At 71.7% G+C, this 24,395-nt stretch carries 13 protein-coding genes and 1 pseudogene; 3 read left to right on the plus strand and 11 right to left on the minus strand.

Annotated elements, in window-relative coordinates; genetic code table 11:
* Positions 1 to 29 precede the first annotated feature (29 nt).
* On the plus strand, positions 30 to 179 hold the full coding sequence (locus tag Aau02nite_RS32490; protein ID WP_212992426.1) for a hypothetical protein: 150 nt from the start codon (positions 30 to 32) through the stop codon (positions 177 to 179).
* Between the two features lie 153 nt (positions 180 to 332).
* Here Aau02nite_RS32490 and Aau02nite_RS32495 read toward each other — a convergent pair whose 3' ends face one another.
* A complete protein-coding gene (locus Aau02nite_RS32495; protein ID WP_212992427.1) occupies positions 333 to 2,267 on the minus strand; it encodes a S8 family serine peptidase in 1,935 nt (644 codons plus the stop codon).
* A 170-nt stretch (positions 2,268 to 2,437) separates the two neighbouring features.
* On the opposite strand from Aau02nite_RS32495, the gene Aau02nite_RS32500 reads away from it, so the two are divergent.
* Complete coding sequence (locus tag Aau02nite_RS32500) at positions 2,438 to 4,018, plus strand: DUF1800 domain-containing protein (protein ID WP_212992428.1); 1,581 nt, start codon at positions 2,438 to 2,440, stop codon at positions 4,016 to 4,018.
* Positions 4,019 to 4,023: 5 nt separating this feature from the next.
* A complete protein-coding gene (locus Aau02nite_RS32505; protein ID WP_212992429.1) occupies positions 4,024 to 5,307 on the plus strand; it encodes a DUF1501 domain-containing protein in 1,284 nt (427 codons plus the stop codon).
* A 755-nt stretch (positions 5,308 to 6,062) separates the two neighbouring features.
* On the opposite strand, the gene Aau02nite_RS32510 is transcribed toward Aau02nite_RS32505, so the two are convergent.
* From Aau02nite_RS32510 to Aau02nite_RS32555, 10 genes and pseudogenes are all read right to left on the minus strand, one after another.
* Entirely contained in the window at positions 6,063 to 6,245 is a 183-nt protein-coding gene (locus tag Aau02nite_RS32510) for a hypothetical protein (RefSeq protein ID WP_212992430.1), read from the minus strand.
* 90 nt (positions 6,246 to 6,335) lie between these two features.
* Positions 6,336 to 8,693, minus strand: a complete 2,358-nt coding sequence (locus tag Aau02nite_RS32515; protein ID WP_212992431.1) for a hypothetical protein — start codon at positions 8,691 to 8,693, stop codon at positions 6,336 to 6,338.
* Between the two features lie 7 nt (positions 8,694 to 8,700).
* Positions 8,701 to 9,009 (minus strand): YbaB/EbfC family nucleoid-associated protein, encoded by a 309-nt coding sequence (locus tag Aau02nite_RS32520; protein ID WP_212992432.1) that lies wholly within the window; start codon positions 9,007 to 9,009, stop codon positions 8,701 to 8,703.
* Between the two features lie 17 nt (positions 9,010 to 9,026).
* Positions 9,027 to 12,332, minus strand: a complete 3,306-nt coding sequence (locus Aau02nite_RS32525; RefSeq protein WP_212992433.1) for a right-handed parallel beta-helix repeat-containing protein — start codon at positions 12,330 to 12,332, stop codon at positions 9,027 to 9,029.
* The gene (locus Aau02nite_RS32530; RefSeq protein WP_212992434.1) at positions 12,329 to 15,397 is read right to left on the minus strand and encodes a hypothetical protein; all 3,069 of its coding nucleotides are present in this window, start codon (positions 15,395 to 15,397) and stop codon (positions 12,329 to 12,331) included. Before Aau02nite_RS32530 ends, Aau02nite_RS32525 begins: the two co-directional genes overlap by 4 nt.
* A 6-nt stretch (positions 15,398 to 15,403) precedes the next feature.
* Positions 15,404 to 16,753, minus strand: a complete 1,350-nt coding sequence (eccB, locus tag Aau02nite_RS32535) for a type VII secretion protein EccB (protein WP_212992435.1) — start codon at positions 16,751 to 16,753, stop codon at positions 15,404 to 15,406.
* Between the two features lie 5 nt (positions 16,754 to 16,758).
* Positions 16,759 to 18,165 (minus strand): type VII secretion integral membrane protein EccD, encoded by a 1,407-nt coding sequence (eccD, locus tag Aau02nite_RS32540; protein WP_212992436.1) that lies wholly within the window; start codon positions 18,163 to 18,165, stop codon positions 16,759 to 16,761.
* A 28-nt stretch (positions 18,166 to 18,193) separates the two neighbouring features.
* Entirely contained in the window at positions 18,194 to 22,150 is a 3,957-nt protein-coding gene (gene eccCa / locus Aau02nite_RS32545; protein ID WP_438841196.1) for a type VII secretion protein EccCa, read from the minus strand.
* Entirely contained in the window at positions 22,147 to 22,506 is a 360-nt protein-coding gene (locus Aau02nite_RS32550) for a hypothetical protein (RefSeq protein WP_212992437.1), read from the minus strand. Before Aau02nite_RS32550 ends, eccCa begins: the two co-directional genes overlap by 4 nt.
* Positions 22,499 to 24,395: pseudogene (locus tag Aau02nite_RS32555) on the minus strand (hypothetical protein); the annotation flags it as partial. The gene Aau02nite_RS32550 and the pseudogene Aau02nite_RS32555, both read right to left, overlap by 8 nt.

The following is a 24,395-nucleotide window of genomic DNA, read 5'->3' on the forward strand; positions in this document are numbered from 1 at the left end:
TTTCGGACGCCGAACCGGACATCGCCGCATTGACTGCCGCGGTCGAACGGGAGGACCTGGCCGGCTGCGTGCAGAACATCGGCTGGCAGAACTGGCAGTGCACCCGCCGCAGCGGGCAGGTCCAGATCGGCATCGTCGGCCGTTCGCTGAGCCTCGAGGCGCTGCGCGTCCAGGTCTGACCTTCTCCCCCATACGAATACGCCCGCGGAAGCCCTCCGACTTCCGCAGGCATACCCGTTGCTCAGCCGGCGGTCCCCGCCATCAGCACCGCCACCACCAGTGAGCGTCCGCGCCGCACACCGCACGTCAGGAAGCCCCGGGCGCCTGAAGAGTCAGGACACCCGGACGATGCCACTGATGGCACCCGTAACCGTCGTCGTACCGAAAACCACCACGCGGTAGCGCTGGCCGCTGGTCAGGCCGGTTATGATGCGCGTCGGCCGGATGGTGTACGTCGACACCGTCACCCAGCGGTGCCTGGTGTATCGCTGCACACGGACGAGCTGGCCCGCCGCACCGCTCACCGATGCGGTCAGCGCCCCGGTCGACCGCTTGGTGAGCACGGCCCGGGATCCGACGGTGATGACGCTCGTCGGTGACGTCACGGGCAGGAGACTGGCCGTCTCCCTGATCACCAGCCGCATCCGGAACAGGGCGGTGGCGGCCCGGGTGACGACGACCCTACCGCTGGCGTCGGTGATGCCGTCGCGGAAGGCGAAGGCGCGGTTGCCGACCGAGATGCCGACTCGCACGGGCAGGTGGACAGCTGCCTTGTCCCCGACGGTCACGGCGTAGGTGACGGTCACGGTGCTGCCGTAGACCGCCCTCAGATGCGAGGACTTCACCGTGATGACCGGACGTGCCTTCGGCGCAGATGTCGGCGTCGGACCGACGGTGCTCGTGGGTACGGGCGTCGACGGGGTCGGGTCGGCCGACGGGGTGGTAGTGACGCCGGCCGATGGGACAGCACTCGTCGTGGTCGGCGCAATGGCGCTCGGTGCCGTCGTCGGTGCGCTGGTCGGTGGCGTGGTCATGGTCGGGGCCGTGGTAGCCGGGGTAGTCGTGGTCGGGACGGTGACGGCGGCGAGGGCGGCTAGAGCGTCGATCCGGCCGTGGCCGTAGTCGCTGTCCTTACCGGCGGGCCCCAGGTCCTTGGCCGAAGTGGAAAGAGCCGCCTCGATCTGGTCCGGGGTCAGTGCCGTTCGGTACGCCTTGAGCAGCGCGGCGACCGCGGCGACGTGCGGGGCGGCCATCGAGGTGCCGGACATGGTCGCGTACCTGTCGCCCGGGTAGGTGTTGTAGATGGCGCTGCCAGGTGCGGCCACATCGACGTAGCTGCCCTGGTTGGAATAGGAAGCGACCGCGTCGGTGCTGTCAGTGGCCGCTACGGCGATGACACCGGCGTCAGCGGCCGGGTAACTCGTCGGGCTGCCGCTCTGCCGCGAGTTACCGGCTGACGCGACGACCGTGACGCCCTTGCTCCGGGCGTAGGCGACGGCGTTGCTCACAGCCGTGATCTTCGAGGTGGATCCCAGAGACAGGTTGATCACCGTGGCGCCGTGATCCGCCGCGTAGACGATGCCGGTCGCGGCATCGGACATGTAGCCGGTGCCGTCCGCGTCCAGCACGCGGATCGGCAGGATCTTCGCGTACGGTGCGACGGCGCTGACTCCGGCGCTGTTGCCGGTGGCCGCGGCGATGGTTCCCGCTACGTGGGTACCGTGGCCGTTCTCGTCAGTAGCGGTTCCCGTGGTGTCGGTGATGACGTCGTAGCCGGTCAGCACCTGACCCGCGAGATCGGGGTGGCTCGCGTCGACGCCCGTGTCGACGACCGCGACCGTGACACCCTGGCCGGTGGACTGGGACCAAGCATCGATCGCCCGGATCGTCGCCAGACCCCATTGCCTGCCGCGGGACGGATCAGTGCCGATCGGCTCGCCGAATGCCGTGGCGACCGCGTCCACCTCGACACCCACGGCATTGCTGGCCCGCTGAGCATCCTTGACCAGGGACACGGCGGTGCGCTCGTCAATGGCGGTACGCACCGCGATGACCGGCCGTCCGACGCTGTCCAGAGTCGTGCTGACCACGCGGACGGGATGGGCGCTGGACACGTTGTCCGGCAGCAATTGCTCGGGAGAGGCGCTCAGTCCGTACCGGATCGGCTGCCAGGACGCCGCCTCGCCCGGCAGCGCAAGAGCCACGCCACCGGCCATCAAGCCCACGCCGAGAGCGCCGGTCGCGCATTTGCCCAGCTGATTCCGCATCGTCGTCCTCTTCCGCAAGCAGGGGTCGACAACAACACTCGGCAGGCAGGCACCGTTCTCCACAGAATCCGAGGAGCGAACAGGTTGCACCCGCGTCACCTGCTGGTGCGATCCGGTTGCGCGGCGAGGAAAAGCCATCAGTACGGCCACCGGATGCCGACTGGACAGGCATGACGGCATCACAGAACACACCCGGTCTCACCCGCCGTCGCGTCGTCCGTGGTGCCGCCGCGGTGGCCGCGGCCACCGCGGTTCCACTCGCGCTGACCACGACGGCGGCCGACGCAGCCACCGGTGCGGCCGCTGCCGAAGGCCGGGCCCTCGACTTCGTTCCCGCGGACCCGCTGCTGCACCTGCTGCGCCGGGCCACCTGGGGGCCGACGCCCGCATCGGTAACCGAGATCCGCCGGCTCGGCGCTGCGGCGTGGCTGAACCGGCAGCTCGCAGCGGGCACCATTCCCGACAAGGTCTGTGACTCGGTGCTGACCCGGCTGCCGCTGACCCGGCTGAGCGTCGGCGGTGTCCGCGCCAAGGTCAAGGCCGGTGCCGTCAAAATGTACGGGTGGGACACGCTGCTCCAGGTCGGCTACGCCGCGATCGCGCGGGCCACGTGGAGCAACCGGCAGCTGTTCGAGGTCATGGTCGATTTCTGGTCCAACCACCTGAACGTGACGTGCCCGTCGGGTGATGTGTGGGACAGCCGGCAGGACTACGACCGGACAGTGATTCGGGCGCACGCCCTGGGGCGGTTCTCCGACATGCTCAAGGCCAGCGCCCGGCACCCGGCGATGCTGACGTACCTGGACAACCGGTTCTCGTCGAAGGCCGCGCCGAACGAGAACTACGGTCGCGAGCTGCTCGAACTGCACACCGTCGGGCTCGTCTACTCGGAAACCGACGTCAAGAACGCCGCCCGGCTGCTCACCGGCCGGACGGTCAGCTGGCAGACCGGCACCTACCGCTACGACCAGAAAGCACACGCCACCGGGCCGGTGACAGTACTGGGTTTCAGACATGCCAACAAAACCCCGGCCGGTGGCGAGGCCGCTTCCACGGCGCTGCTGGACTACCTGGCGACGCATCCGGCGACCGCGAAGCGGATTGCGACGAAGCTGTGCATCCGGTTCGTCTCCGACGAGCCGCCGGCCACCCTGGTCGCTGCGCTCGCCAAGGTGTACCTGGCCAACCGGTCAGCGATCGCGCCGGTGTTGCGGGCGCTGTTCACATCGGCCGAGTTCGCGGCGTCCGCCGGGGCCAAGACCCGGACACCGTTGGAGGACGTCGTCGCGACGGTCCGGATCCTGGGGTACGGACCCGAGACGACCGGAATCAAGGGTGTGCAGGCGCTGTACTGGATGGCCCAGGAGGCCGGTCAGGCACCGCTGGCGTGGGCCCCACCGAACGGCTACCCCGACGTCGCCACCGCATGGGCCTCACCGTCCGGGCACCTCATGCGCTGGAACATGCACCTGAACGTGGCGGCCGGGTGGTGGCCCAACACGCTGGTCCGGCCGGCGAACCTGATGACCGGCCTCATCGGGACGCTCCCCTCCACCTACGGCGGTCTCATCGACGCGGTGGCGGTACGGTTGTTCGGCCGGACCCTGAACACCGAACACACGGCGGCACTGACCGCCTTCTACGACAAGAGCCCGGCCAGCGCGCTGAAGCCGAGCGACGCTGCGGCCGGATGGGCGTCCCCGTACCTGGTGGCGCTGATGCTGAACTCCCCCTACTTCGCGGTCAGGTGACGACGATGAGCCATGCAGACACAGTGAACGAGCCGGATTGCGGCTGCGCCGACGACCGGCGTACCGCCGTCAGCCGGCGCCGGGTCCTCGCAGCCGGTGCGGCGGGCGCGTTCGCCGCGCTCGCCGGTGACCAGCTCTCCACCCAGCTCGCGTTCGCCGCGGAGGCATACACCGGCGACGTGCTGGTGGTGCTGTCGCTGCGGGGCGGATTCGACGGCCTCAGCGCGATCGTCCCGGCCGGCGACGCCGCGTACTACGCGGCCCGCCCGACCCTGGCCGTGCCGAAGTCACAGCTCATCGGGGGCAGCGGGGGCTTCGCGCTAAACCCGGCGCTGCGGCCGCTGCTGCCGTTCTGGCAGGCAGGCACGTTCGGTGCGGTGCACGCGGTGGGTCAGGCGGCTCCGAACCGGTCGCACTTCGCCGCGATGGAGGAACTGGAACGCGCCGCTCCCGGTACGTCGGTGCGCACCGGCTGGCTCGACCGGATGCTCGGCGGGCTCGGGGCGAACAGCCCGTTCGCCGGCGTCTCGCTGGGCGGTGCCATGCCGGCCCGGACAATGGCCGGACCCCTTCCTGACCTGGGCATCAAGTCGATCGACAAGTTCGATCTCGGCGGCGAGGACAAGCACCGGCCGATGGCGGCGACCATGGCGGCGCTGTACTCCGGCGCACCCGCTACCCTCGCGCGGACGGCCGGGCAGGTCACCGGCGCGCTGGCCACCACAAGGCGGCTCACCGCGGCCGGCTACACCCCGGCCTACGGTGCGGTCTACCCGGACACCGATCTCGGCAAGGCGCTGCGTGACGTCGCCCGGCTGATCAAGTCGGACGTAGGGCTGATGTCGGCGTGCGTCGACTCCGGCGACTGGGACATGCACGAGAACCTCGGCGCGGCCGTGCCCGGCAAGAAGATGTACGACAACCTGAGCAAGCTCGCCACAGCGCTCGCCGCGTTCGCCACCGACCTGGGCGCGGCCGGGCTCGGCCGGGTCACCGTGGTCACGGTCAGCGAATTCGGCCGCCGCGTGCAACAGAACGGATCCGGCGGTCTCGACCACGGCTACGGCAACGCGATGCTGATGCTGGGCGGTGCCGTCAAGGGCGGCCGGGTGCACGGCCGCTGGCCTGGCCTGGCCCCGGCCAAACTGGTCAACGGAGACCTGGCCGTCACCACCGACTACCGGGCCGTCATCGGCGAGATCCTGCAGAAACGCTGCCGGGTGTCCGACGTGCGAAGTGTCTTCCCGGGCGTCACACCGACATCGCTGGGCGTGGTCGCGCCGGCCTGAGCCGGCGCGCTACCGAAGGATCACGAACCTGGGCGCGCGGACTGAGGAACAGTCAAGCGGCTCTGACTGCAGTCGCGCCTTCCGCGGCGGCCGTGCGCCTGATTTCCGACGCCGAGGACAGGTACGCCGGTGCTGTCCGCAACTCGCCGGAGGCTGACCCGGGCACACCCAGGGACCCGCCGAGGCCATGATCGAGTCTCCACACAACAATCATCCTGACGAAATCTCCGGCGGAATGAACCGGCTACTGGACCGCGAAGTGGGGCTGGACCAGTTCGATGCTCCCCAACCGCGGGACTGATCAAGGTGCTTGGGGAGTGATCGGTTCGACTACGCCAATCTGCGGCGTTACTTCCGCGGAAGTGCGTCGGCTGACCCCTTCAGTACGACTCAGGGCCTTGGTCGTGAAGCTGGGGCACGGCCACCGATTCGCCCGAGGCGGGCGACTGCGGTGCAACACCGTATGGATCCGGCCCGCGGCTGCCCAGCGAAGCCAACCGGAACGTCCACAGCAGGCGGCACAAGCGAGGATTCCGGCCCGGATCTGAGTGCGTCGAAGGCCTGAGGCCTCGGGCCCAGTGGGCACTCGCGGCGCAGATTCGCGTCCGCGCTTCCCCTGTAGACAGCTCTCCTGCCCTCAATTCAGCCGATCTCCTCTCGGAGCATGACGACGGTCCCGGGAGGAGCCTCCCGTTTTACCCCCGTAGAGCCGACAAACGACTGGTAGCAGTGCGGACCGGCGCGGTTCCGGGGTGTCAGTCCCTGCGATAGAGCAGGTTCTCCGTATGTTCGGCCACGTTCATCGCCCACTCGTCGCGGCCCACCAGGGTGCCGACCGGATACCTGGTGGCGGCCTCGGCCAGCGAGTCCCTCTTGTTCCGGAGGTGCTGCGGTGTCGCCGTACCCGCGCGGTGCGGCGAGTCCGCACGTGCAGGCATTGGGAGCTGAGACCGGGCGGAGGGGCCACGGCGCGAAAGATGACGTCGGTCCGTCCCCGCCCGATGTCGGACAGACCGCCCGCGAGCGTGTCAGTCGGGTGCCGGAGCCAGCCCCGGCACCCGACTGAACCGCTCCGCCGCGACGGGATCCAGCGCTGCCGTCGGTGATCCCGACACCGCCCACCGCTCCACCGCCCGCTGCAACGAGGAGACCGCCAGGTCGTCGAACGGTACATGGTCCCGATCCGATTCTTCCGGCGACAACTCACGCAGCAGCAATCGCCGCTGGGCCGTCTCCAGCACCTTGAACCGGGTTCCGGGGCGGAACAGCACCCGCGCCGGCACGCCTGTGCCATCCCCGAACTCCAGCAGTCGCGTGCGGCGGCCGGTCATCGACCAGATGAGGATGTCGACGGAGCCCCGCAGGGCGGCGGCCGGTTCGGTGAGTGCGTTGGTGAATCCCCAATCCGTGAGGGTGCGCCGGGCCGAGATCGCCGCTAGGTCCGCCGTCGACAGGTCCGCCCGCAGCATGGCGATGCCCCGGTGGGTGGGGAGCCGGGCCAGCCCCGCTGCCACGCAGCGGGCGAACGGGACGTGCGGCCCCGGCTCTCCGCCGCGCAGGGCCGCGTCAAGACCGACGGCGACCGGCGACAGATACAGGCGTACGGCCACCGCGTCGGTCATCGTCTCTTCGCCGGCGTGGAACCCGGCGTGCGAAGCCAGGACTCGGGATACCGAGCCGGCCGCCGCGTCGAACTCCTGGCGTAGTTCCTCGCGGAGCCACTTGCGTTCCGCGACCAGGCCGTCCTCCCCCGGTAGCCCACGGGCGGCGGGCGGCGGATCGTTCTGGAAGCGCAGCCCCCGGTCCGTGGAAACGCTCTGCAGCGAGTTCAGCACCCGGAACGCCACGTCGGCGGTGAGAGACGGCGGCGGCTGTTGGCTGCGGGCGGGCGCGGCGCGGCGGGAGGGCAGCTCGGGCTCGGCCGGGCCTTGTTGCCAGAGCGGTACATCGCCGCTGACCGGTGGGACGACAGTCGGTATGGGCGTCGCGGGTCCGGCGCCCGGCCGTTTCCTTTCGGACAGGACCGGCAACGCCACCGTCGGGCCGTGGATCTCCTCGGCGACCTGGTGGAGCATCAGGTCCGCGGCGGTGAAGCGGTAGGTCGCACCGTCCGGCAGCGCACCTCCGGCCGGCTGGGCGGGGCGGTTCGTCGTGATCGCGACCGTGCTGGCCAGGTGCAGCATGCTGCGTTCCCGGGTCGCGTCGTCGAGCCGGGCCACGAGATCGTCGGCGAGCGCCCGCAACCGCGGCACCACAGCTGGTTCGGCGTCGTCGACGATCACCGCGTGCCCGGCGGGGTCCGCCGGGCGGGCCCGGATGAGGTCGGCATACCGCGCCGGCTCGGGCGGCCTGATCCACAACCCGGACTGGACGATCTCCACCACCACGTCGTCCGTGTACCGATAGACCATCGGCGCGACCGGTTCGCCGAGCACCAACGGCGCACGATAGCTGAGGATCTTCGGTGTCCTGGCCTTCGCCGACGGCCCGGAGCGGGGCTCGTAGGCCAGCTCGCGGGTGTACACCTGCCAGCCCAGCCGGCCGTCCGGGGTGACCGTGTGCATCCGGGGCCGGTCGGGGTTGCCCACGGGTACGCCCGTGAAGCACACCACCTGGGTGGCGAGCACATCCGCCAGGGCCTGACCGACGTGGTCCCCCTCGGGTATGCGGACCGGTCCGTAGTGGACGAAGCGGGCAAAGTCGCGGCCCTCGTCACCCAGGCCGTGCCAGAAGCGGGCGACATCGTCCAGGGCCAGCGGCGGGGTGCCGGGACAACCCAGCACGACCGTGAAGGCCTGCGGCTGGCAGGGTACGGCCGAGGTCAGCCACTGCCAGTGCTCGGCCACCGCGGCATCGTCGCGGGTGTCGCGGAGCCACACTCCGCCGGGCAGCGGCTCGCTGACGCCGTACGCGCTGGTCGGTAGGTACGTGGCGGCCGCGCCGTCCCAGGCCGGGCGGGGATGGCGTTTGCCGTCCCAGTCGGGCCCGCGACCGGGAGTGTGCCGGATCCAGCCACTTTCGTGCTCGGCGTGGACGAACAGCGCACCCGCGGTGCCGCGGATCAGATGACCGTAGGGCACCACGACCGGGCGGGCGAGCCGGTCCGACAGCCATTGCCCGGCCAGGCTCGACACGTCCTGGCCGGCGCCGCACACCATCAGACGGATGCCGCGGCGGCCCCGGGGCAGGGCCGCGGCCACCGATTCCCAGATGCCCGCCGGTAGGTCGTCGTGCAGATCCAGCACGACGATGTCGTGGTGCGGGTCGTCGGCGACGGCCAGGGCGAGCGCCTGCGCCTCGGAGCTGATCCGGTCCCGTGCGTGCAGGACCAGGGCGTTGCCGACAGTGTGCCGGCCGACCGTTGCCGTCAGCCCCGAGCCGCGCATGTTGTCCTCAGTGGAGCGCAATCTCGATCGGGCCCATTTTCTGCTGGGCCAGTCTGCCGGCGTTGTCGGCCGCTGCCTGGACAGCCTCGGCGATGGCGGTCTGCAGCGCCACGGCGTCGCGCGCGTCGTAGACCTTCGGGTCCACCCGTACCGCTTGGAGTTTGCCCATCCCGCTGGCCATGACCACCACGGTGCCGTCGCCCGAACGCCCGGTGACGACGGCCTTGGCCAGATCGCTCTGGGCGGTCCGCATCCTCTGCTCGAAGTCGGCGGCTCCGGCCAAGAACTCCGAGATGTCAGGCTTGTCGATGTCCATGATTCCTCCGGGTCGGATCAGCCGACGGCGGCGAGGCCGCCGGTCGGGAGGGCAGGGGCGGTGCGCTCGGCGAATCCGTTCAGATCGGCGAGGGCCAGGGTCCGCGAGGCGGCGGTACGGGTGAGCCCCCAGGAGAACAGGTGTGCCGCCCGGACAGTGCGCTCGGGCAGTCGCGCCGCCAGACCGGTCAGCGCCGCCCGGACGTCGTCGGGGACCTCGTGGCCACGCCGGACCAGGTGCCTGACGACGATCTCGGCGAGCTCCTCGGTGGAGTAGGCCGGCACAGCCCACTCCTGTCCGAAGACCTCCGTCAGCAGGGGTACGGCCGAGCGCAGATTCCGCAGTGCCGCGTCCTCACCGATCAGCACGACCACGGTGTCCCCCATCGCGGTCCGCATCTGGTCGGCCACCTGTTCCAGCACGTCCGGCGCAGTGCCGGTGCCGTCGTCGGTGTAGTCGATCATCAGTACGCCGCCGGCGGCGTCCGTCAGCGCTGCCCGGACCAGGCTCTGGGCCTGGCCGGGCCACTGCGGCGCCAGCTCCTGGGCGGTAGACACCCGGATGAGCTGACCCACCGGGACCAGGTCCAGCTCGGACAGTCCGGCGGCGTACAAGCGGGCGAACTCACTACGGCCGCTGCCGGCCAGGCCGGTGACCACGACATTGGCGTGCTTGCCGTACGCGCGGCGCCGGTTGCGCAGTTCGCACAGCTGCAGCAGGGTCGCGCCCAGCGCGTCGCGGACCGCAGGCGCCCCGACGAGCCGGCACACCCGGCCCCAGCTGCGGGTGGCGTTGATCGCCCCGGCCGGGTTGTTCGCCGCGTCCGGCTGGTCGGTCTGTTCCACCGGCAGGTCCTCGAGCAGGGCCAGCTCCGGGGCGAGGTCGGCCCCGGTGAGCCGGCTGAGCTCGATGTCCTTGGTCGGCGGCGTCTCGGCGAGCCGCGAGGCCTGGTTGTTGATCAGCGCCTCGAACAGTTTGCGGGCGACCCGGCCGTTACCGAACGTGGAGTTGCGCGGCACCCGGGTGAAGTACGTGTTCAGCGCCTCCATCGCGTCGTCGGTCAGTTCGTAGTAGTGCTTGCTGCACAGGTTCGAGGTGATCGTGACCAGTTCCTCGACCGAGTAGTTCGGGAACTCGACGGTACGGGTGAACCGGGACGCGAGACCGGGGTTCGACTCCAGGAACCGTTCCATCAGCTCCGAGTAGCCGGCCACGATGACCACCAGTTCGTCGCGGTGGTCCTCCATCATCTTCATCAGCGCGTCGATGGCCTCCTGGCCGAAGTCGGGCCCCGACCCGCCCGACCCCGCCGACAGCGTGTACGCCTCGTCGATGAACAGCACGCCGCCCAGCGCCTTGGTCACCAGCTCGGTCGTCTTGATCGCGGTCGAGCCGATGTACTGGCCCACCAGGTCGGCCCGGGCCGCCTCGACCATGTGGCCCTTGGTGAGGATGCCGAGTTCCTTCAGGACCGAGCCGTACAGCCGGGCGACCGTGGTCTTACCGGTGCCGGGCGGGCCCGCGAAGACCAGATGCCGGCTCATCGGCGGCATCGACAGGCCCATCCGGGACCGGACCTGGGACATCTTGATCAGATTGATCAGTGCGGTGACCTCGTGCTTCACCCCGCGCAGGCCGATCAGGCTGTTCAGCTCACGGAGCGGGCCGGCCAGCTCGTCGTCGGGCTCCGGGGCCGCCTGTGGCGGCGGTTCCTCGTCGCGACCCAGCGGCGCCGGGGACACCGGCGCAGAGGCGGCGGGCTGCGGCGGCCGGCCGGTGTCCAGCGCCTCAACCTCGAGTTGCACGCCGACCGCCTGCCGGAGGTTCTCGCCGGCGCTGTCGTGCACCGCGCACCGGGTGATCGTCACCGGCTCGGTGGTGTCCACGTCGAAACCCGCCGCGCCGCTGCTCAGCACCTCGCAGCCGGTGAACCCGCCCTGGCCACCGGGTGCCAGGGCGACACCGTTGCGGCGCGCCCGGCGGATCCTGGTCTGGGTCGCGGTCACCGCACCGCCGGCCCCGATCAGCACACCGTCGGCGGATGCGTCCACGATCTCGCTGTCCCGCAGCTGCAGCCGGCCCTCGCCGACCGTCAGCCCGGTGCCGCGAAGCAACGCCGACTGCAGTTCCAGGGCGGAGCCGCCGCCGACGACAACCGCGGCTGCGGCCGTACCGGTGAAACGGGCCTCGCGGACCGTGCCGTGCGCGGCCTCGCTCAGCTCCAACGCGACCGCGCCGCCGGCGTCCACCGCCAGGTCCGTGCCGTCCAGCCGGGCGCCGCCCTTGACCAGCAGCCCGGCGCCGGAGGTGACGGTGGCGCGCAGCCGCTGCACCACCGCCGACGCGGCCCCGCCGATCACCGCGAGCTGTTCCCTGGTGCCGCGGACGGTGACGCCCTCCAGCCGCGGGGCGGCCTCGCCGTCGACGTTCAGGCCCACCGGAGAGTCGGCGAACGTGCAGTCGGTGAAGGTGGGCCGGGCCCCGCCGGTGACGTGCACGGCAGTGTGTCCGGTCTCGCCGAAGGTGCACCGCTCGAACCGCGGGGCCGCCTTGTCGGCGATGTGCGCGCCCTGCAACGCCGCGCCGGTGAACCGCGAGTCGCTGATCAGGACGTCGATCTCGCCGCGAAGGAACAGGTCGACGTTACCGCTGCCCGTCACGGTGAGCCGCTGCAGCCGGGCGTAGCCGCGCTGCTCGATCACCACGGCGGGCTTGCCCGCCCCGCTGATCTCCAACTGCTCGGCGGTCAACCGGCCGTCGCCGTTCACGCACACACTGTTCGCGCCGGCGTCGCGGACCTGGCAACGGCGCAACGTCAGCACGCCCTTGTCGGCCACCACGATGCCCGACGTGGCCACCTCGACGACGGCGGTGTCCTCGATCGTGCTGGGCGCGGTGGAGGTCACCACGATGCCGGCGCCGGCCGAGCTGCGCACCTCGCAGCCGCGCAGGGCCAGCGAGCCCTGCAGCCGGGAGAGCAGGGTCGCCCACGAGGCCCCGGAGATGACGCAGTTGTCCAGCGCGACCTCACCGGAATACACGTCCACGGCGGCGAGTTGCGCGTCGGCGCTGGCCAGCGAGATGCCGCGGAGCTGCGCGCCCTCACCCTGGACGACCAGGACGCTACCTTCCTCGACGCGTACGTCGACCGGACCGTCCTCGGCGGCGCAGATCGTGATCCGGTTGCCGACGACGAGCTTCTCGACGTAACGGCCGGGGTGGACCGTGATCGTCGCCCCGGCCTCCGCCCGGGCCAGCGCCGCACCGATCGTCGGGTACGCGCCGGCCTTGCCGCCACCCACCACGAGCACCTGTCGGCTCATCGCCCGCTCACCTCCGCCCGTACCGGCCGGCGGTCGAGGCCCGGCAGCGTGCCGAACCGCCCGGTGGATCCGGCGCCGATCCGGCGGCGGGGCTCCGCGCCGGCCCAGCGTTCGACGCTGCGCCGCAACGACGTCACGGCCAGCTCGTCCAGCGATACCCGGTCGGCGGCGACGCGGCCGTCCGTGCCGACCTCGTTCGCACCGATCTCGCGCATCAGGATCGCTCCCCGTTCGCCCCCGGACGGCTGCCGCAGCTCCAGGATCTTGAAATGGGTGCCGGGCAGGAAGAGCACCCGGTCCTCGACCCGCTCGTCCCCTTCCGGCTCCAGCACTGACGCGCGGCGGGCGGTCATCGACCAGACCAGCACGTCGGTGTCGCCCTGCTGGCTCTCGCACGGCCCGGTGAGCACGTTGACGAACGACCAGTCGGTGACCAGCCGGCGGTCCTGATACTGCCCCCACTCGGCCGCGTCCGGTGACGTGCGGTAGACCGTGGTGCCCCGGTACGACGGCAACCGCGACAGGCCGGCGACCGCGCACCGCGCGAACGGCACGTGCGGGCCGGCCGCGCCGGACCGCAGGCCGACGTCGATGCCGGCGCCCCGGCGCGACAGGTAGAGCCGCACGGCCACCGAGTCGGCGAGGATGTCGGCGGCGCTGATCGCGCCGGAGCCCTGCAGGCCCGGGTGCTCCGACATGAGCCGGGAGACGGAGCTGGCCATGGTGTCGAACTCACGGCTGAGGGTACGGCGGAGCCACGCGCGCTCTTCATCGAGGGAACGCTTGCTGGGCAGCAGGGCGGAGGCGGACGCGGACGGGACCGGCTGCAGCCTGGCCAGCGGCTGGTCATCCGATGTGGACGCTACGGCGGCGACGGTACGGGCCACTGGTGGGGCCGGGGCGGGGTCGGTCAGGGCGGCCACCCGGCTCGTGATGTCGTCGGGGCCGGCGAGGGCCGCGAGACGGCTGGTGATGTCGTCCGGGCCGGCCAGCGCGGCGAGGCGGCTGGTGATGTCGTTGTCCGGCTCGGCGACGGCCGGAGTCGACGGCCCGGCCGCCGCGGCCCGCACGGACGGCTCGGACGGCTCGACCGGCTCGGACGGCTCGACCGGCATGGAGTGAGGCGCGACCGGAGCGGGCGGCTCGACCGGCGCCGAAGGGTCGACCGCGAGCGGGGCCGCGACCGCCGCCGGCGGCTCGACCGCCACGGGCGGCTCGACCACGGCCGGCGGCTCGACCGTCACCGGCTCGACCGGCTGGCTCGGGATCGGCCATCCGGCCCGCTCCGTCTCCACCGGTCCGACCGACCCCACCGGTCCCACCGGCTTCACCGGCACAGAACGAGCAGCCGACCCGTAATGCGGAGCCGACCCGGAAGGCGCATCCTGCGCGTGCGGAACATCCGGCGTGGCAGGCACATCCCACGCAGCGGGATCATCCTGCGCGGGCGGAGCAACCGGCTCGGGCGGTCCAGCCGCCCCGGGCGACGCAGCCGGCTCAGGCGGGACAACCGGCTCAGCCGGAGCAACCTCAACCGGAGCAACCGGCTCAGGCGGAGCAACCGAGCCGGGGAACAGCTCAGCCCGCGAGTAGGCCCGGGTCACCCGGTCGGAATCCGTGATCTGGCGGGCAGCTGCCGGTGCAGACAGCTCGACGCGCACCGCCTCGACCGCGGGCGGCATGAAGTACGTGGTGGTCGGCGCGGCCGGCATCTCCACCGTGGCCTGCACCACCGGCGCGCGAACGGGCTCCGGCTCCGCCGCCCGCAGCACCGATTCCGCCCGCCCAGCCGGCCGCTGGCCCGGGACCAGCAACGACGCCGGGTACAGCGCCGTCTCCTGGCCGATCGCCGCCTCGACCCGGGCGGCCAGGTCCTCGGCCAGTTCCCGCATCCGGGCGGTCCGCTCGGTGGTGGTGTCGTCGAAGACCAAGGTGCCGCCCTCGGGATCCAGCGGTGTCGCGCGGACCCGTTCGGCGTTCTGCGGTTCCTCGGTCGGACGGATCCAGAGTCCCGCCTGCACGACCTCGATCACCGCGTCCGGGGCGTACCAGTAGACCCGCGGCGTGACCTCCTCGGTCCAGGCCAGCGGAGCGCGGTGGCTCACGACGGTGGGGCGGCGGGCCTTCGAGTTGGGGTGCGCGCGCGGGGCGTACGCGAGCTCGAGGGTGAACGGGGGCCAGCCCAGGACGCCGTCGTCGCGTACCGTGCGGATCTCGAACTTGCCCGGGGCGCCGACGGGCACGCCGGTGTAGCAGATCACGTCGGTGCCGAGCAGGTCGGCGAGGGCCTGGCCGAACGCCTCGCCCTCGGGCAGCCGGATGTCGCCGTACTGCACGAACCGGGCCCGGGCGCGGGTCTCGTCGTCCAGCTCGCGCCAGAACCGCACCACGTCGTCGAGCGACAGCGGGGCGGTGCCGGGGCAGCCGAGCAGCACCGTCATCACCTCGGGCTGGCACGGGACGTCAGCGACCAGGCGCTCGCGATGCTCGACGATGATCTCGGTGGCGCGGACGTCATGGATCCACACGCCGCCCGGCAGCGGCTCGATCTCTCCGGTGGAGCTCGAAGCCCTCTGCTCCGTGGCCGCCCGGTCCCACAGCGGCGCCGGGTAGCGCTTGGAGTCCCAGGCCGGTGGCTTGCCGGGCCGGAACCGCACCCAGCCACTACCCGGGGTGGAGTGCACGAACAATCCGCCGGCGGCTCCGCGGACCAGTTCACCGTCGGGCGCGATGACCGTACGGTTCAACCGCTCGGACAGCCACTGGCCGGCCATCGCCACCGCGTACCGGTGCTCGCCGCAGGCCATCAGGCGGATGCCGCGACGGCGGCGGGGCAGGACGCCGGCCATCGACTCCCAGGAGCTGATCGGCAGGCCAGGGCCCAGATCCAGCACGACCACGTCGTTCTCGGCGTCCTCGACCACCGTCAGCGCCAGCGACTGCGCCTCCGCGCTGATCGAGTCCTGGGCGTGCAGCACCAGCGCGTTGCCGACGGTGTGCTGGACCACCCCGTCGCGGGGGCCGTCCGGTCCGCCGCGGAGCAGGTTGCGGATCACTGAAGCCATGTTTTGCTATCCCCTCACCAGGGCTGTGACGGCATTGCGGCTCAGCAGCGGCCCCTGGGGCAGAGCTGACAGCAGTTCCTTCGGGAAAGGCACGGGCGGGGTGCTGCCGAGTTTCAGCGCCGTCACCGTGGTGGAGTCCGCGAGGTTGTAGGCGACCCCGTCCTCGGAGATGAAGGTGACCTTCTTGGTGGCGGTCTTCTCGCCCGCCGGTACTGGCGTCACGACCATGCCGGCGCCGCGTCGCGCCTGCACGGAGGTGGTGCCGTCGCCGTAGACGCCCGAGGCCCAGTGCGGGGCGAGCGCGACCACGCTGATGACGTTGTCCCCGTACGGTCTCTGTTGCTGGCAGACGGCCTGGCCGGCGGTGTCCTGCAGTTTCAGCGCGGCGAGGTCGGGCAGCCGGCTCAGCAGGGTGCGGTCGGCGGAGCGGGCCGCGGCGACGACGTCCGCCGGGTCCAGGTCGACCGGTGCGGCGCGGTCCGCGGCGTCGGCGATCCGGAACTCGGTGCGGCTCATCGGCGCCAGACCGTCCTCGCGCAGCACGAAGAGCTGGTCGTCGCCCTGCCGGAACAGCGTGCCGACCGGGTACGGGCGGCCACCCACCTCGGGCCCGTTGCTGCCGGCGCCCGGAATGTCGGCCGGTCCCAGGTCGGGGCCGTCGGGCAGCCAGTTCAGCCACATGTCGGGCGCCGACGGCGGGTTGGTCGCGCTCGCGCCGATCGCCGCCAGCACGGCGTCGTCGGTGACCCGGTACTTCAGGTAGTTCGCCAGCAGGTACGGCCGGCCCTTCTCGTTCTGCACGACCAGGAACCGGTCCTGCGGCAACAGGGTGGCGGGCAGGTCCGGTTCGAGGTTGACGCCCAGCCCGGCGATCTTCCGGCCGGTCACCACCGAGCCGGGCAGGCAGGTCAGCCACGGGCCCTTGGTGAGCGCGTCGGCCGCCGGCAACTGCCGCGGCGCGCCGGTGACACCCAGCGGGACGCCGCGCGGCACGTCCTTGATGGAGTTCTTCGAGATCAGCTTGATCTTCGAGGAGGCGCCCTGGATCAGCATCGCGGAGGTGAGGTCGGGGACCTGGTGCAGCGCGCCCTCGCGGTAGATGAAGCGGTTGCCGGTCTCCTTCTCCACCAGAATCACGCCGGCCTGGCGGTACGCCTTGCTGCCGCCGGGGATGATCCAGCCGTACACGGCGAAGCCGCCGACGATCAGCAGTACCAGGATGACGCCGACCAGCAGGCCGGTCTGGGCCCGCCGGCCGGGGATCTCCGCACCGGTGGGATCGCCCTCGACCAGAGCCGAACTGAGCCGGCCCATCATGAAGGTGTGGGCGTGGACGTGGTCGCGCTGAGTCTGCATGCCGGCTACCCGAACAGTCCGCGGGCCCAGACGTACAGGCCGAGGATCTGTGCGAGCACGGGCAGGACGGCCACGCCGGTCGCCACGTCGAGGAACGTCGCCGAATACTCCCAGAACGGCAGCATGCGGCGCGGCCAGGGACGCATGGCCGCCAGCACCAGAGGCACGACCACCGCCAGCAGCACGCTCAGCAACACCCATCGCCAACCACCGGGCAGCATCTGGGAGAGCCGCATGATGACCATGATGAAGCCGACAGTACCGGCGGCGGTCAGCGCGATCCGCTGCCAGAGACCCAGGAAGGTACGGGCGCGCAACAGGATTGCACTGGCAACCACCAGTGCGAAGGTCCATCCCGCCCAGCCCGGGACCTGGATGGTGAAGTGGAAGAGCACCGGCAGCACCAGGGCCGCGGTGACCGTCGCGACGGTCAGGTAGGTGTCCGCCTCATGGGTCCGGTCGCGGACCACGTCGGCGTCGGCCGGCTCGATATCGTAGGCCATGTCCACGCCGGTCTTGGGCAGCTGCGGCCCGCGCAACCGGGCGAACTTCACCGCGGCCCGCGGCGCCAGCACGATCACCGCGAGGACCATGGCCACCGCCGCGGCGGAGGTGCGTTGCACGGTCATCCCGGAGCCGGTGCGCAGCAGCAGCACGGCGATCGAGACGACCGCGGTCACGCAGATCACCAGCATCGGGGCGAAGGGCAGGTGCGGGGTGACCGTCCGCTGGGTCAGCAGCAGCAGGGTGGCGACCAGCGCCACCCCGACCGCGGCGCCCAGCAGGGCCGGGCCGGTCAGGGCGATGCCCTCGGGATCACCGTCGACGGCGCTGGCGGCGGCCAGGCCGGCGAAGGCCGCCGCACCACAGCCGAAGAGCAGCGAGAACGCGCCGTCGGTAACCTTGCGGGCATAGACCAGCGCGGCGGCCAGGAACGCGATCGCGAGCACCGCGGCCCCGACCACCTGCGGCAGGACCGGGCCGCGGTCGGTGAGCACCGCGGCCAGGGCGCCCATCGCGACGATGGACAGCACCAGGAACATGACCCGGCGGTACTCGGGCTGCCACCGATCGGAACGCCGGTTGATGACGGTGGCGATGCCCTCGGCCACGTCGTCGAAGTCCAGCTCTGGCAGCGGATCCTCAGCCCGGCTCAGGTAGAGTTCCTCACCCTCGAGCCAGTCCAAGCTCTCCGGGGTGCCGGCCAGCTCGAACGGATGCTGGCCGAGCCGCTGCAGCACCCAGGCGACCTCCGGGTCGTCGCCCTCCATCCGCCGCCCCGACGAGGTGTGCTGCAACAGCACCGGCAGCAGGCTCGCCACCGGGGTCGTCGACGGTACAGCCAGGTCGATCTTGCGGTCCGGACCGATCACAGTGATCCGGCACAGTTCCCTGTCCAGCGCGGTACTCACCCGCGGTCTCCCTTCCCGTGGGTGGTGGTCATGCCACGAATCCGGTCTGCATCAGTGAGACGCCCCGCCGGGTCACCAGCTGCGCCCGACCGGCCGGCAGCCGCCGTGGTGCGGCCTCGCCGAGGAACTTGCCCTCTTCCTTCGGGTACGACAGCAGCGCCGCCGGCGTACCCAGCTCCCACATCCGACGGATGACCGGGTCCATCATGGCCCGCATCGCGCCCGAGGTGCTGCGGGCGACGATCACGTGCAGGCCGATGTAGATGCCCTGGGCCAGCAGCGGCAGCAGCGGGTCGAGCGTCGATCCCATGCCCTGGCCTTTGGTCATCAGGTCGTAGTCGTCGACCACGACGAACAGCTCGGGGCCTTCCCACCAGTCCCGCCGGCGCATCCGCTCCGACGAGATCTCCGGTCCAGGCACCCGGCGGTTCATCGACACCGACGCCTGCCCGGCGAGCTCGAACAGCTTGTCGCCGGTGAACCCGAAGCCGACCTGGTACTCCGGCGGCAGCGCGGTGTCGAGGTCACGCCGCGAGTCGCCGAGCACCACCTTGGCCTCGTCGGAGGTGTAGCGCTCCTGGATCGCGCGCAGCACCAGGCGCAGCACGTTCGACTTGCCGGTCTCGTTGTCACCGAAGACCAGCAGGTGCGGGGTCGCCATGAAGTCGTGCCAAACCGGGGCGAGGCGCTGCTCGTCCTGGCCCAGGCACACCTTGAACTCCGGCTCCGGCTGCGGCAGCTGCTCCACCGGCAGGCGGGTGGGCAACATCCGTACGCCCGGCGCGGCCGGCCCGGTCCAGAAGGTGTTGATCTCCTCGGTGACCGACTTCGTGGCCTCGGCCAGGTCAGCCGTCTGCGCGCTGCCGTCCATCCGCGGCAACGCGCCGAGGAAGTGCAGCCCGTCGGAGGTCAGGCCGCGACCGGTCTGGTTCGGCACGGTCTGCGCCTTGCGCGAGCCGACCTCGGACTCCATCGCGTCACCGAGCCGCAGCTCCAGCTTGGTGCCCATCACGTCGCGCAGCCAGGTCCGCATCTCCGACCACCGGGTCGCGGTGATGATCACGTGGATGCCGAACGACAGGCCCCGTGACGCCAGCTCCTGGAACCGGGTGTCCAGCTCGGGGAAGTCCTGCTTCATCGTGTACCAGCCGTCGATGACGAGGAACACGTGGCCGAACGGGTCGTCGATCTCACCGCGTTCGCGGGCCGCCAGGTACGACGCCATCGAGTCCAGTCCGCGCGCCGCGAACTCCGCCTCGCGCCGCTCCATGACCTGCCCGATCTCCTGGATCGTGCGGACCACCCGGTCGCGTTCCATCCGGGTGGCGATGGAGCCGATGTGCGGCAGACCGGCGATCGACGACAGACCACCACCGCCGAAGTCGAGGCCGTAGAACTGCACCTCCTCCGGCGTGTTGGTCAGGGCCAGGCCGAGGATCAGGCTGCGCAGCAGCGTCGACTTGCCACTCTGCGGCGCGCCCGCGATGCCCACGTGTCCGTCGGCGCCGCCCAGGTCCACCATCAGCAGCTCACGCAGCTGCTCCTGGGGCCGGTCCACGATGCCGACCGGCACCCGCAGCTTGCCTTGCGCCGTCGGATCCTCCACCGTCATGCCCCGCACCGGGTCCGGCACCACGCTGGCCAGCAACGAGTCCAGGCTGGGCGCCGCCGACAGCGGCGGCAGCCACACCTGCCGGGCAGGCGGCCCGGACCCGGTGAGCCGGTCCAGCAGGACATCGGCCAGGCTGGGCCCGGTCAGCGACTCTGCCGGCTCGGCCGGGACAGCGTCGGCCGCCTCGCCGGTCCGGTCCCGGCCCGGGTCCTGCCGCCCCGCCACCTGCCGGGTCGTGAACGGGACGACGTCGAGCGCGGCCGGCTCCTCGCCCGGCTCCACGGCGACCGGGCCGCGGCCGCTGTACGGGCCGGACACGTACGCCGACTTGAACCGCACCAGGTTGGTGGTGTCCAGCTTCAGGTAGCCGTTGCCCGGCTCCGACGGCAGCTCGTACGCCTTGCCGACACCGATGACCGACCGCGACTCCATCGACGAGAACGTCCGCAACGCGATCCGGTACGACAGGTGGCCCTCGACCCGGTTGATCCGGCCCTCGTCCAGGCGCTGCGAGGCGAGCAGCAGGTGCACGCCGAGCGAGCGGCCCAGCCGGCCGATCGACACGAACAGGTCCATGAACTCGGTCTTGCTGCTCAGCAGCTCGCTGAACTCGTCCACGATGATCAGCAGGACCGGGAACGGCACCAGCTGGGCGCCGGCCGCCCGCGCCTTCTCGTAGTCGAACAGCGACGCGTAGCCGCTGGCCCGCAGCATCTCCTGGCGCCGGGTCATCTCGCCGTTCAAGGCATCCTGCATCCGGTCCACCAGCGGCAGCTCGTCGGCGAGGTTGGTGATGACCGCCGAGGTGTGCGGCAGCTTCTCCATGCCCAGGAACGTCGCGCCACCCTTGAAGTCGACCAGGACCAGGTTGAGGATCTCCGAGCTGTGCGTCGCCGCCAGCGCGCAGACCAGCGTGCGCAGCAGCTCCGACTTGCCCGAACCGGTCGCGCCGATCAGCAGGCCGTGCGGGCCCATGCCGCCCTGCGCCGACTCCTTCAGATCCAGCTCGATGACCTCGCCGTCCTCGGTCACCCCGATCGGCACCGTCAGCCGGTTGCGCTGCGGTGCCCGGGAACGCCACAGCGCCGGCACATCGAACGTGTGCGCGTCGCGGATGCCCAGCAGCGCGGTCAGCTCGAAGCTGTTCTCCATCGGCTCGTCGACCACGTCGAGGGTGCCGCTGGTCCGCTTGGGCGCGATGATCCGGGCCAGCGCCTCGCTCTGCACCAGGTCCAGGCCGTCGCGGATGGCCGACCCGACGGTGTCCCCGGCCGGGAACTCGACCTTGTCACCGTCGACAGTCAGCCGCAGCACCTTCGGACCACCGGGCATGTTGCCGGTGAGGTCCAGCAGCACCACGTTGCGCATCCCGGCGCCGACCAGCCGGGAACTGTCCGGCAGATCCACCAGGTGCGCGACGATGACCAGCAGCGGCTCGGTCGCCGACGGCCGCACGTTGCGGTCGTGGTCACCCCGCTCGCCGACCTCAGAACCGAGCAGGTCCATCAGCTCGTCATGGCTGCCGGCGAACAACCGGGTCGGCCCGGCGGCGTCGAACGCGGTCGGATGCGCGTTGTGCGGCAGCCACTTGATCCAGTCCCACGGCCCGCGATGCACCTCCGCGGCCAGCACCGCCACCCGCAGCTCGTCCGGGGCGTGGAAGGTCACCAGCTGCGCCACCATCGCCCGGGCCAGGTCGATCGCCGGGTCGGCCGCACCGGAGAACTCGATGCTGGTGAACGAGCGCAGCCCCACCGAGATCGGGATGCCCGGCACCGTCCGGTAGGTCTCCGAGAACCGCCGCAGCGAGATCGACGCCAGCGGCTCCAGATCCTCGATCGGCTTCGTCGACGGCGGCGAGAACGTCAGCATCGCGTTCTGCCGGCCCAGCCCGATCCGTACCCGGCCGAAGTCGTCATGGCTCGGCCGGCGCTCCCACAACCGACTGCTCATCGCGATCGACCAGAGCCAGCTGGGCTGCGGATTGTTCCAGAGCACGAACTGCCGCTGGTCGTCCGCCGCCCGGCGGGCCTGCTTGCGCAGCTGAGCGATGTAGCGCAGGAAGTCCCGGCGTTCGCCGCGCATCTTGCGCTTACGGTCGGCGGCCGCCCGGCCGATCTGCATGACACCCATGAGCAGCATGCCGGCGGCCATCGCGCCGCCCATCACGTACATGATCGGCGCGCGGCTGTAGAGGCCGAACATCGCCATCATGGCGCCCATGCCGAGGCCCATCGGCACGATGGACGCGAACGAGCGGAAGTCGAGCGGGGCCTCCTCCGCCATCAGCGGCGGCTCCTGCAACTCGACCCGGCCCTCGGGTGCCTCCGGACCGGCCGCGCGGGGTGGCCGCTTGACGGTGACCGTACTCATCCGATGTCCCCCGGCCCGGCGCCGCCGCCACCCCAGGCGGCATTGTCCTGCTGCAGCAACTTGACCGCGTAGCGGTCATTGCGGAATCGTTCGGCGGCCTTGTCCTCGTCCACGTCTTCCCCGTCCCGGGCCCGGCGAGCGGCCTCCTTCGCCTGCGTCTCGTCCTGCTCGCGTTCGAGCGCCTCGGCCTCCTTGCGCTTGCGGCGCCGTTCCTTCATGAGCTGATAGCGCTCCTCGATGTCAAGATCACCGCCGCAGCGGCGCGGCTTGCCCTCCCCGCTGACGGCCTCGGCCGAAGGGGCCGCGCGCCGCCACACCTGCCGCGTGCCCTGCGACTCGTCACCGGCGTCAGCCATGCGGACTCGCACCCGTGAGCCAGGCCGCGCCGTCGACGTCGTCCCAGCCGGACATGTCATCGTCATCCACAGTGATCACCGGCACGAAGTCGTCGCCGGCCGGCGTCCCGTCGACGGGCCCGGCCGCATCCCAGGCGCCGGTGCCGTCGTGCAGCAGTTCGGCGGACTCGGGACGCTCGGGAGCTTCCCGGTCGTCCTCTGGTTGTGGCCGCCCCGGAATCGCGGCGGCGAGTCGCGGATCGTGTGGAAGCGTCCCCGCGGCGACCGCGTCGCGGCCCAGGACAGCCGGTGCGGACGCGGCCGACGGTGGTGCCGGCACGACCGGCTGCGGAACGGGGAACACCACCGCGGGGAAGCTCTGGGCTGCGGCGTCGTCCTCGCCCGGGCCGGTCGGGGCGGCGGACCCGTTCGGATTCGCCGGCGCCGCGTTGGCCACGGTCACGGCCATCTGCTGCACGGCCGGCCTTTCTACGGGTACGGCGTCAGCGGCGTCCGGCGGCGTCTGAAGGCCTGTTCCGTCACCCGGCACCAGCTCGGCGGGCAGGAACGGCTCCGGGGCCGGTACGGCGACGACGGGGTCGGCCGCGACGGGCTCAGCCTGGACGGGCTCAGCCTGGACGGGATCGCCCTGGACGGGATCGCCCTGCACGGGATCGCCCTGCACGGGATCGGCCGCGACGGGGTCGGTCTGGACGGGCTCTGGCATCGCGGGATCGGTAACCGCCGGCGCCTCGACAACACCGGGGTTTGCCGTCACCGGCTCGGTCACGCCCGGGTCCGCCGCCACCGGCTCAGTGACGACGGGAGCGTTCGTGGCCGGACCGTCCGTGGCCGGACCGTTCGCTGCCGGTCCGTCCACGACCGGCCACTCCGCGGTCGGTCCGTCCGTGGCCGGTCCATCCGTGGCCGGCCACTGCGCAGGAGGCCCGTCCGTGGCCGGCCAGTCCACGACCGATCCGTCCGTGCCGGGCAGCGAGACCACCGACTCTACCGGGATCGCCGGTGGTGGGACGTCGATCGAAGTCTGCAGTCCCCCGCCGCCCGCGGCCGCGCCGTTCGGCGCGAACGGGATGGTGCCGGCCTCGGCGGGTTGCCAGTCGACGGTGTCCGCATCGATCAGCTCGGATGCGATGGTGCCGTCCGCGGGGGACAGCGCGCCGGGCGGCGCTGTGCCACCGGACAGGCCGGGCATCGCCGGCATCCCGGCTGGTGTGTCGCTCGAGCTTTCGGTGCCGCCGTACTCCGGGAGCGTCACATCGTCCGCCGCCGCGAAGGCCGAGTCGGTCGCGCTCGGCAGGTCGCCGGACTGCTCCCACTGCGGAACTTCCAGGCCCGCGCCACCGGCGGCGGTTCCCTGCGGGGCGCTCGGATCGCCGAGGTCACCACCGGCCGGCTGCCAGTCCACCAGGTCCGCGTCGACCAGGCCCTGGGCATCGGGCGCGTCGGGGATCCCGGCGCCGGCACCCGGCTGGCCCGCGCCGGGCTGACCGGCGCCCGGCATCATCGGCGGCTGCCCCGCCAGGGGCACCCCGCCGCCGGCGGTCTGCTGCGGCACCGTCTCGTCCGCACCCTCGGCGGCCGGCCCCTCCACATCGGAGGCGAGGCCGGTACCGCTGGGCGGCTCGTAGCCGGGAACGGTCAGGCCCCCGCCGCCGGCCTCTGCTCCGCTCGGCGAGCCCGGCACCTCGTAGTCGGCGCCGGACGGCCGCCAACTGGACACGTCACCGGTGACCAGGCCCTGCGCATCGGGCGCCTCGACGGAGCCGGAACCCGCGGAGCCGGGACCGCCACCGGAGCCCGGCATGCCGGGCATCATCGGCGGCTGGCCGAGGCCGCCACCACCGGGCGCGGCACCCAACGGCGCGTCCGGGGCATCCACCGCACCGATC

It is taken from the genome of Actinoplanes auranticolor (assembly GCF_018332655.1).
Taxonomy (GTDB): domain Bacteria; phylum Actinomycetota; class Actinomycetes; order Mycobacteriales; family Micromonosporaceae; genus Actinoplanes; species Actinoplanes auranticolor.

Excerpts from the sequence above, each read along its gene's own strand:
- Aau02nite_RS32520 (WP_212992432.1), bottom strand. The coding sequence starts at position 9,009 with ATGGACATCGACAAGCCTGACATCTCGGAGTTCTTGGCCGGAGCCGCC.
- Aau02nite_RS32550 (WP_212992437.1), bottom strand. The coding sequence starts at position 22,506 with ATGGCTGACGCCGGTGACGAGTCGCAGGGCACGCGGCAGGTGTGGCGG.
- Aau02nite_RS32505 (WP_212992429.1), top strand. The coding sequence starts at position 4,024 with ATGAGCCATGCAGACACAGTGAACGAGCCGGATTGCGGCTGCGCCGAC.
- Aau02nite_RS32525 (WP_212992433.1), bottom strand. The coding sequence starts at position 12,332 with ATGAGCCGACAGGTGCTCGTGGTGGGTGGCGGCAAGGCCGGCGCGTAC.
- Aau02nite_RS32510 (WP_212992430.1), bottom strand. The coding sequence starts at position 6,245 with ATGCCTGCACGTGCGGACTCGCCGCACCGCGCGGGTACGGCGACACCG.
- eccCa (WP_438841196.1), bottom strand. The coding sequence starts at position 22,150 with ATGAGTACGGTCACCGTCAAGCGGCCACCCCGCGCGGCCGGTCCGGAG.
- Aau02nite_RS32500 (WP_212992428.1), top strand. The coding sequence starts at position 2,438 with ATGACGGCATCACAGAACACACCCGGTCTCACCCGCCGTCGCGTCGTC.
- eccB (WP_212992435.1), bottom strand. The coding sequence starts at position 16,753 with ATGCAGACTCAGCGCGACCACGTCCACGCCCACACCTTCATGATGGGC.
- Aau02nite_RS32530 (WP_212992434.1), bottom strand. The coding sequence starts at position 15,397 with ATGGCTTCAGTGATCCGCAACCTGCTCCGCGGCGGACCGGACGGCCCC.
- Aau02nite_RS32495 (WP_212992427.1), bottom strand. The coding sequence starts at position 2,267 with ATGCGGAATCAGCTGGGCAAATGCGCGACCGGCGCTCTCGGCGTGGGC.
- Aau02nite_RS32515 (WP_212992431.1), bottom strand. The coding sequence starts at position 8,693 with ATGCGCGGCTCGGGGCTGACGGCAACGGTCGGCCGGCACACTGTCGGC.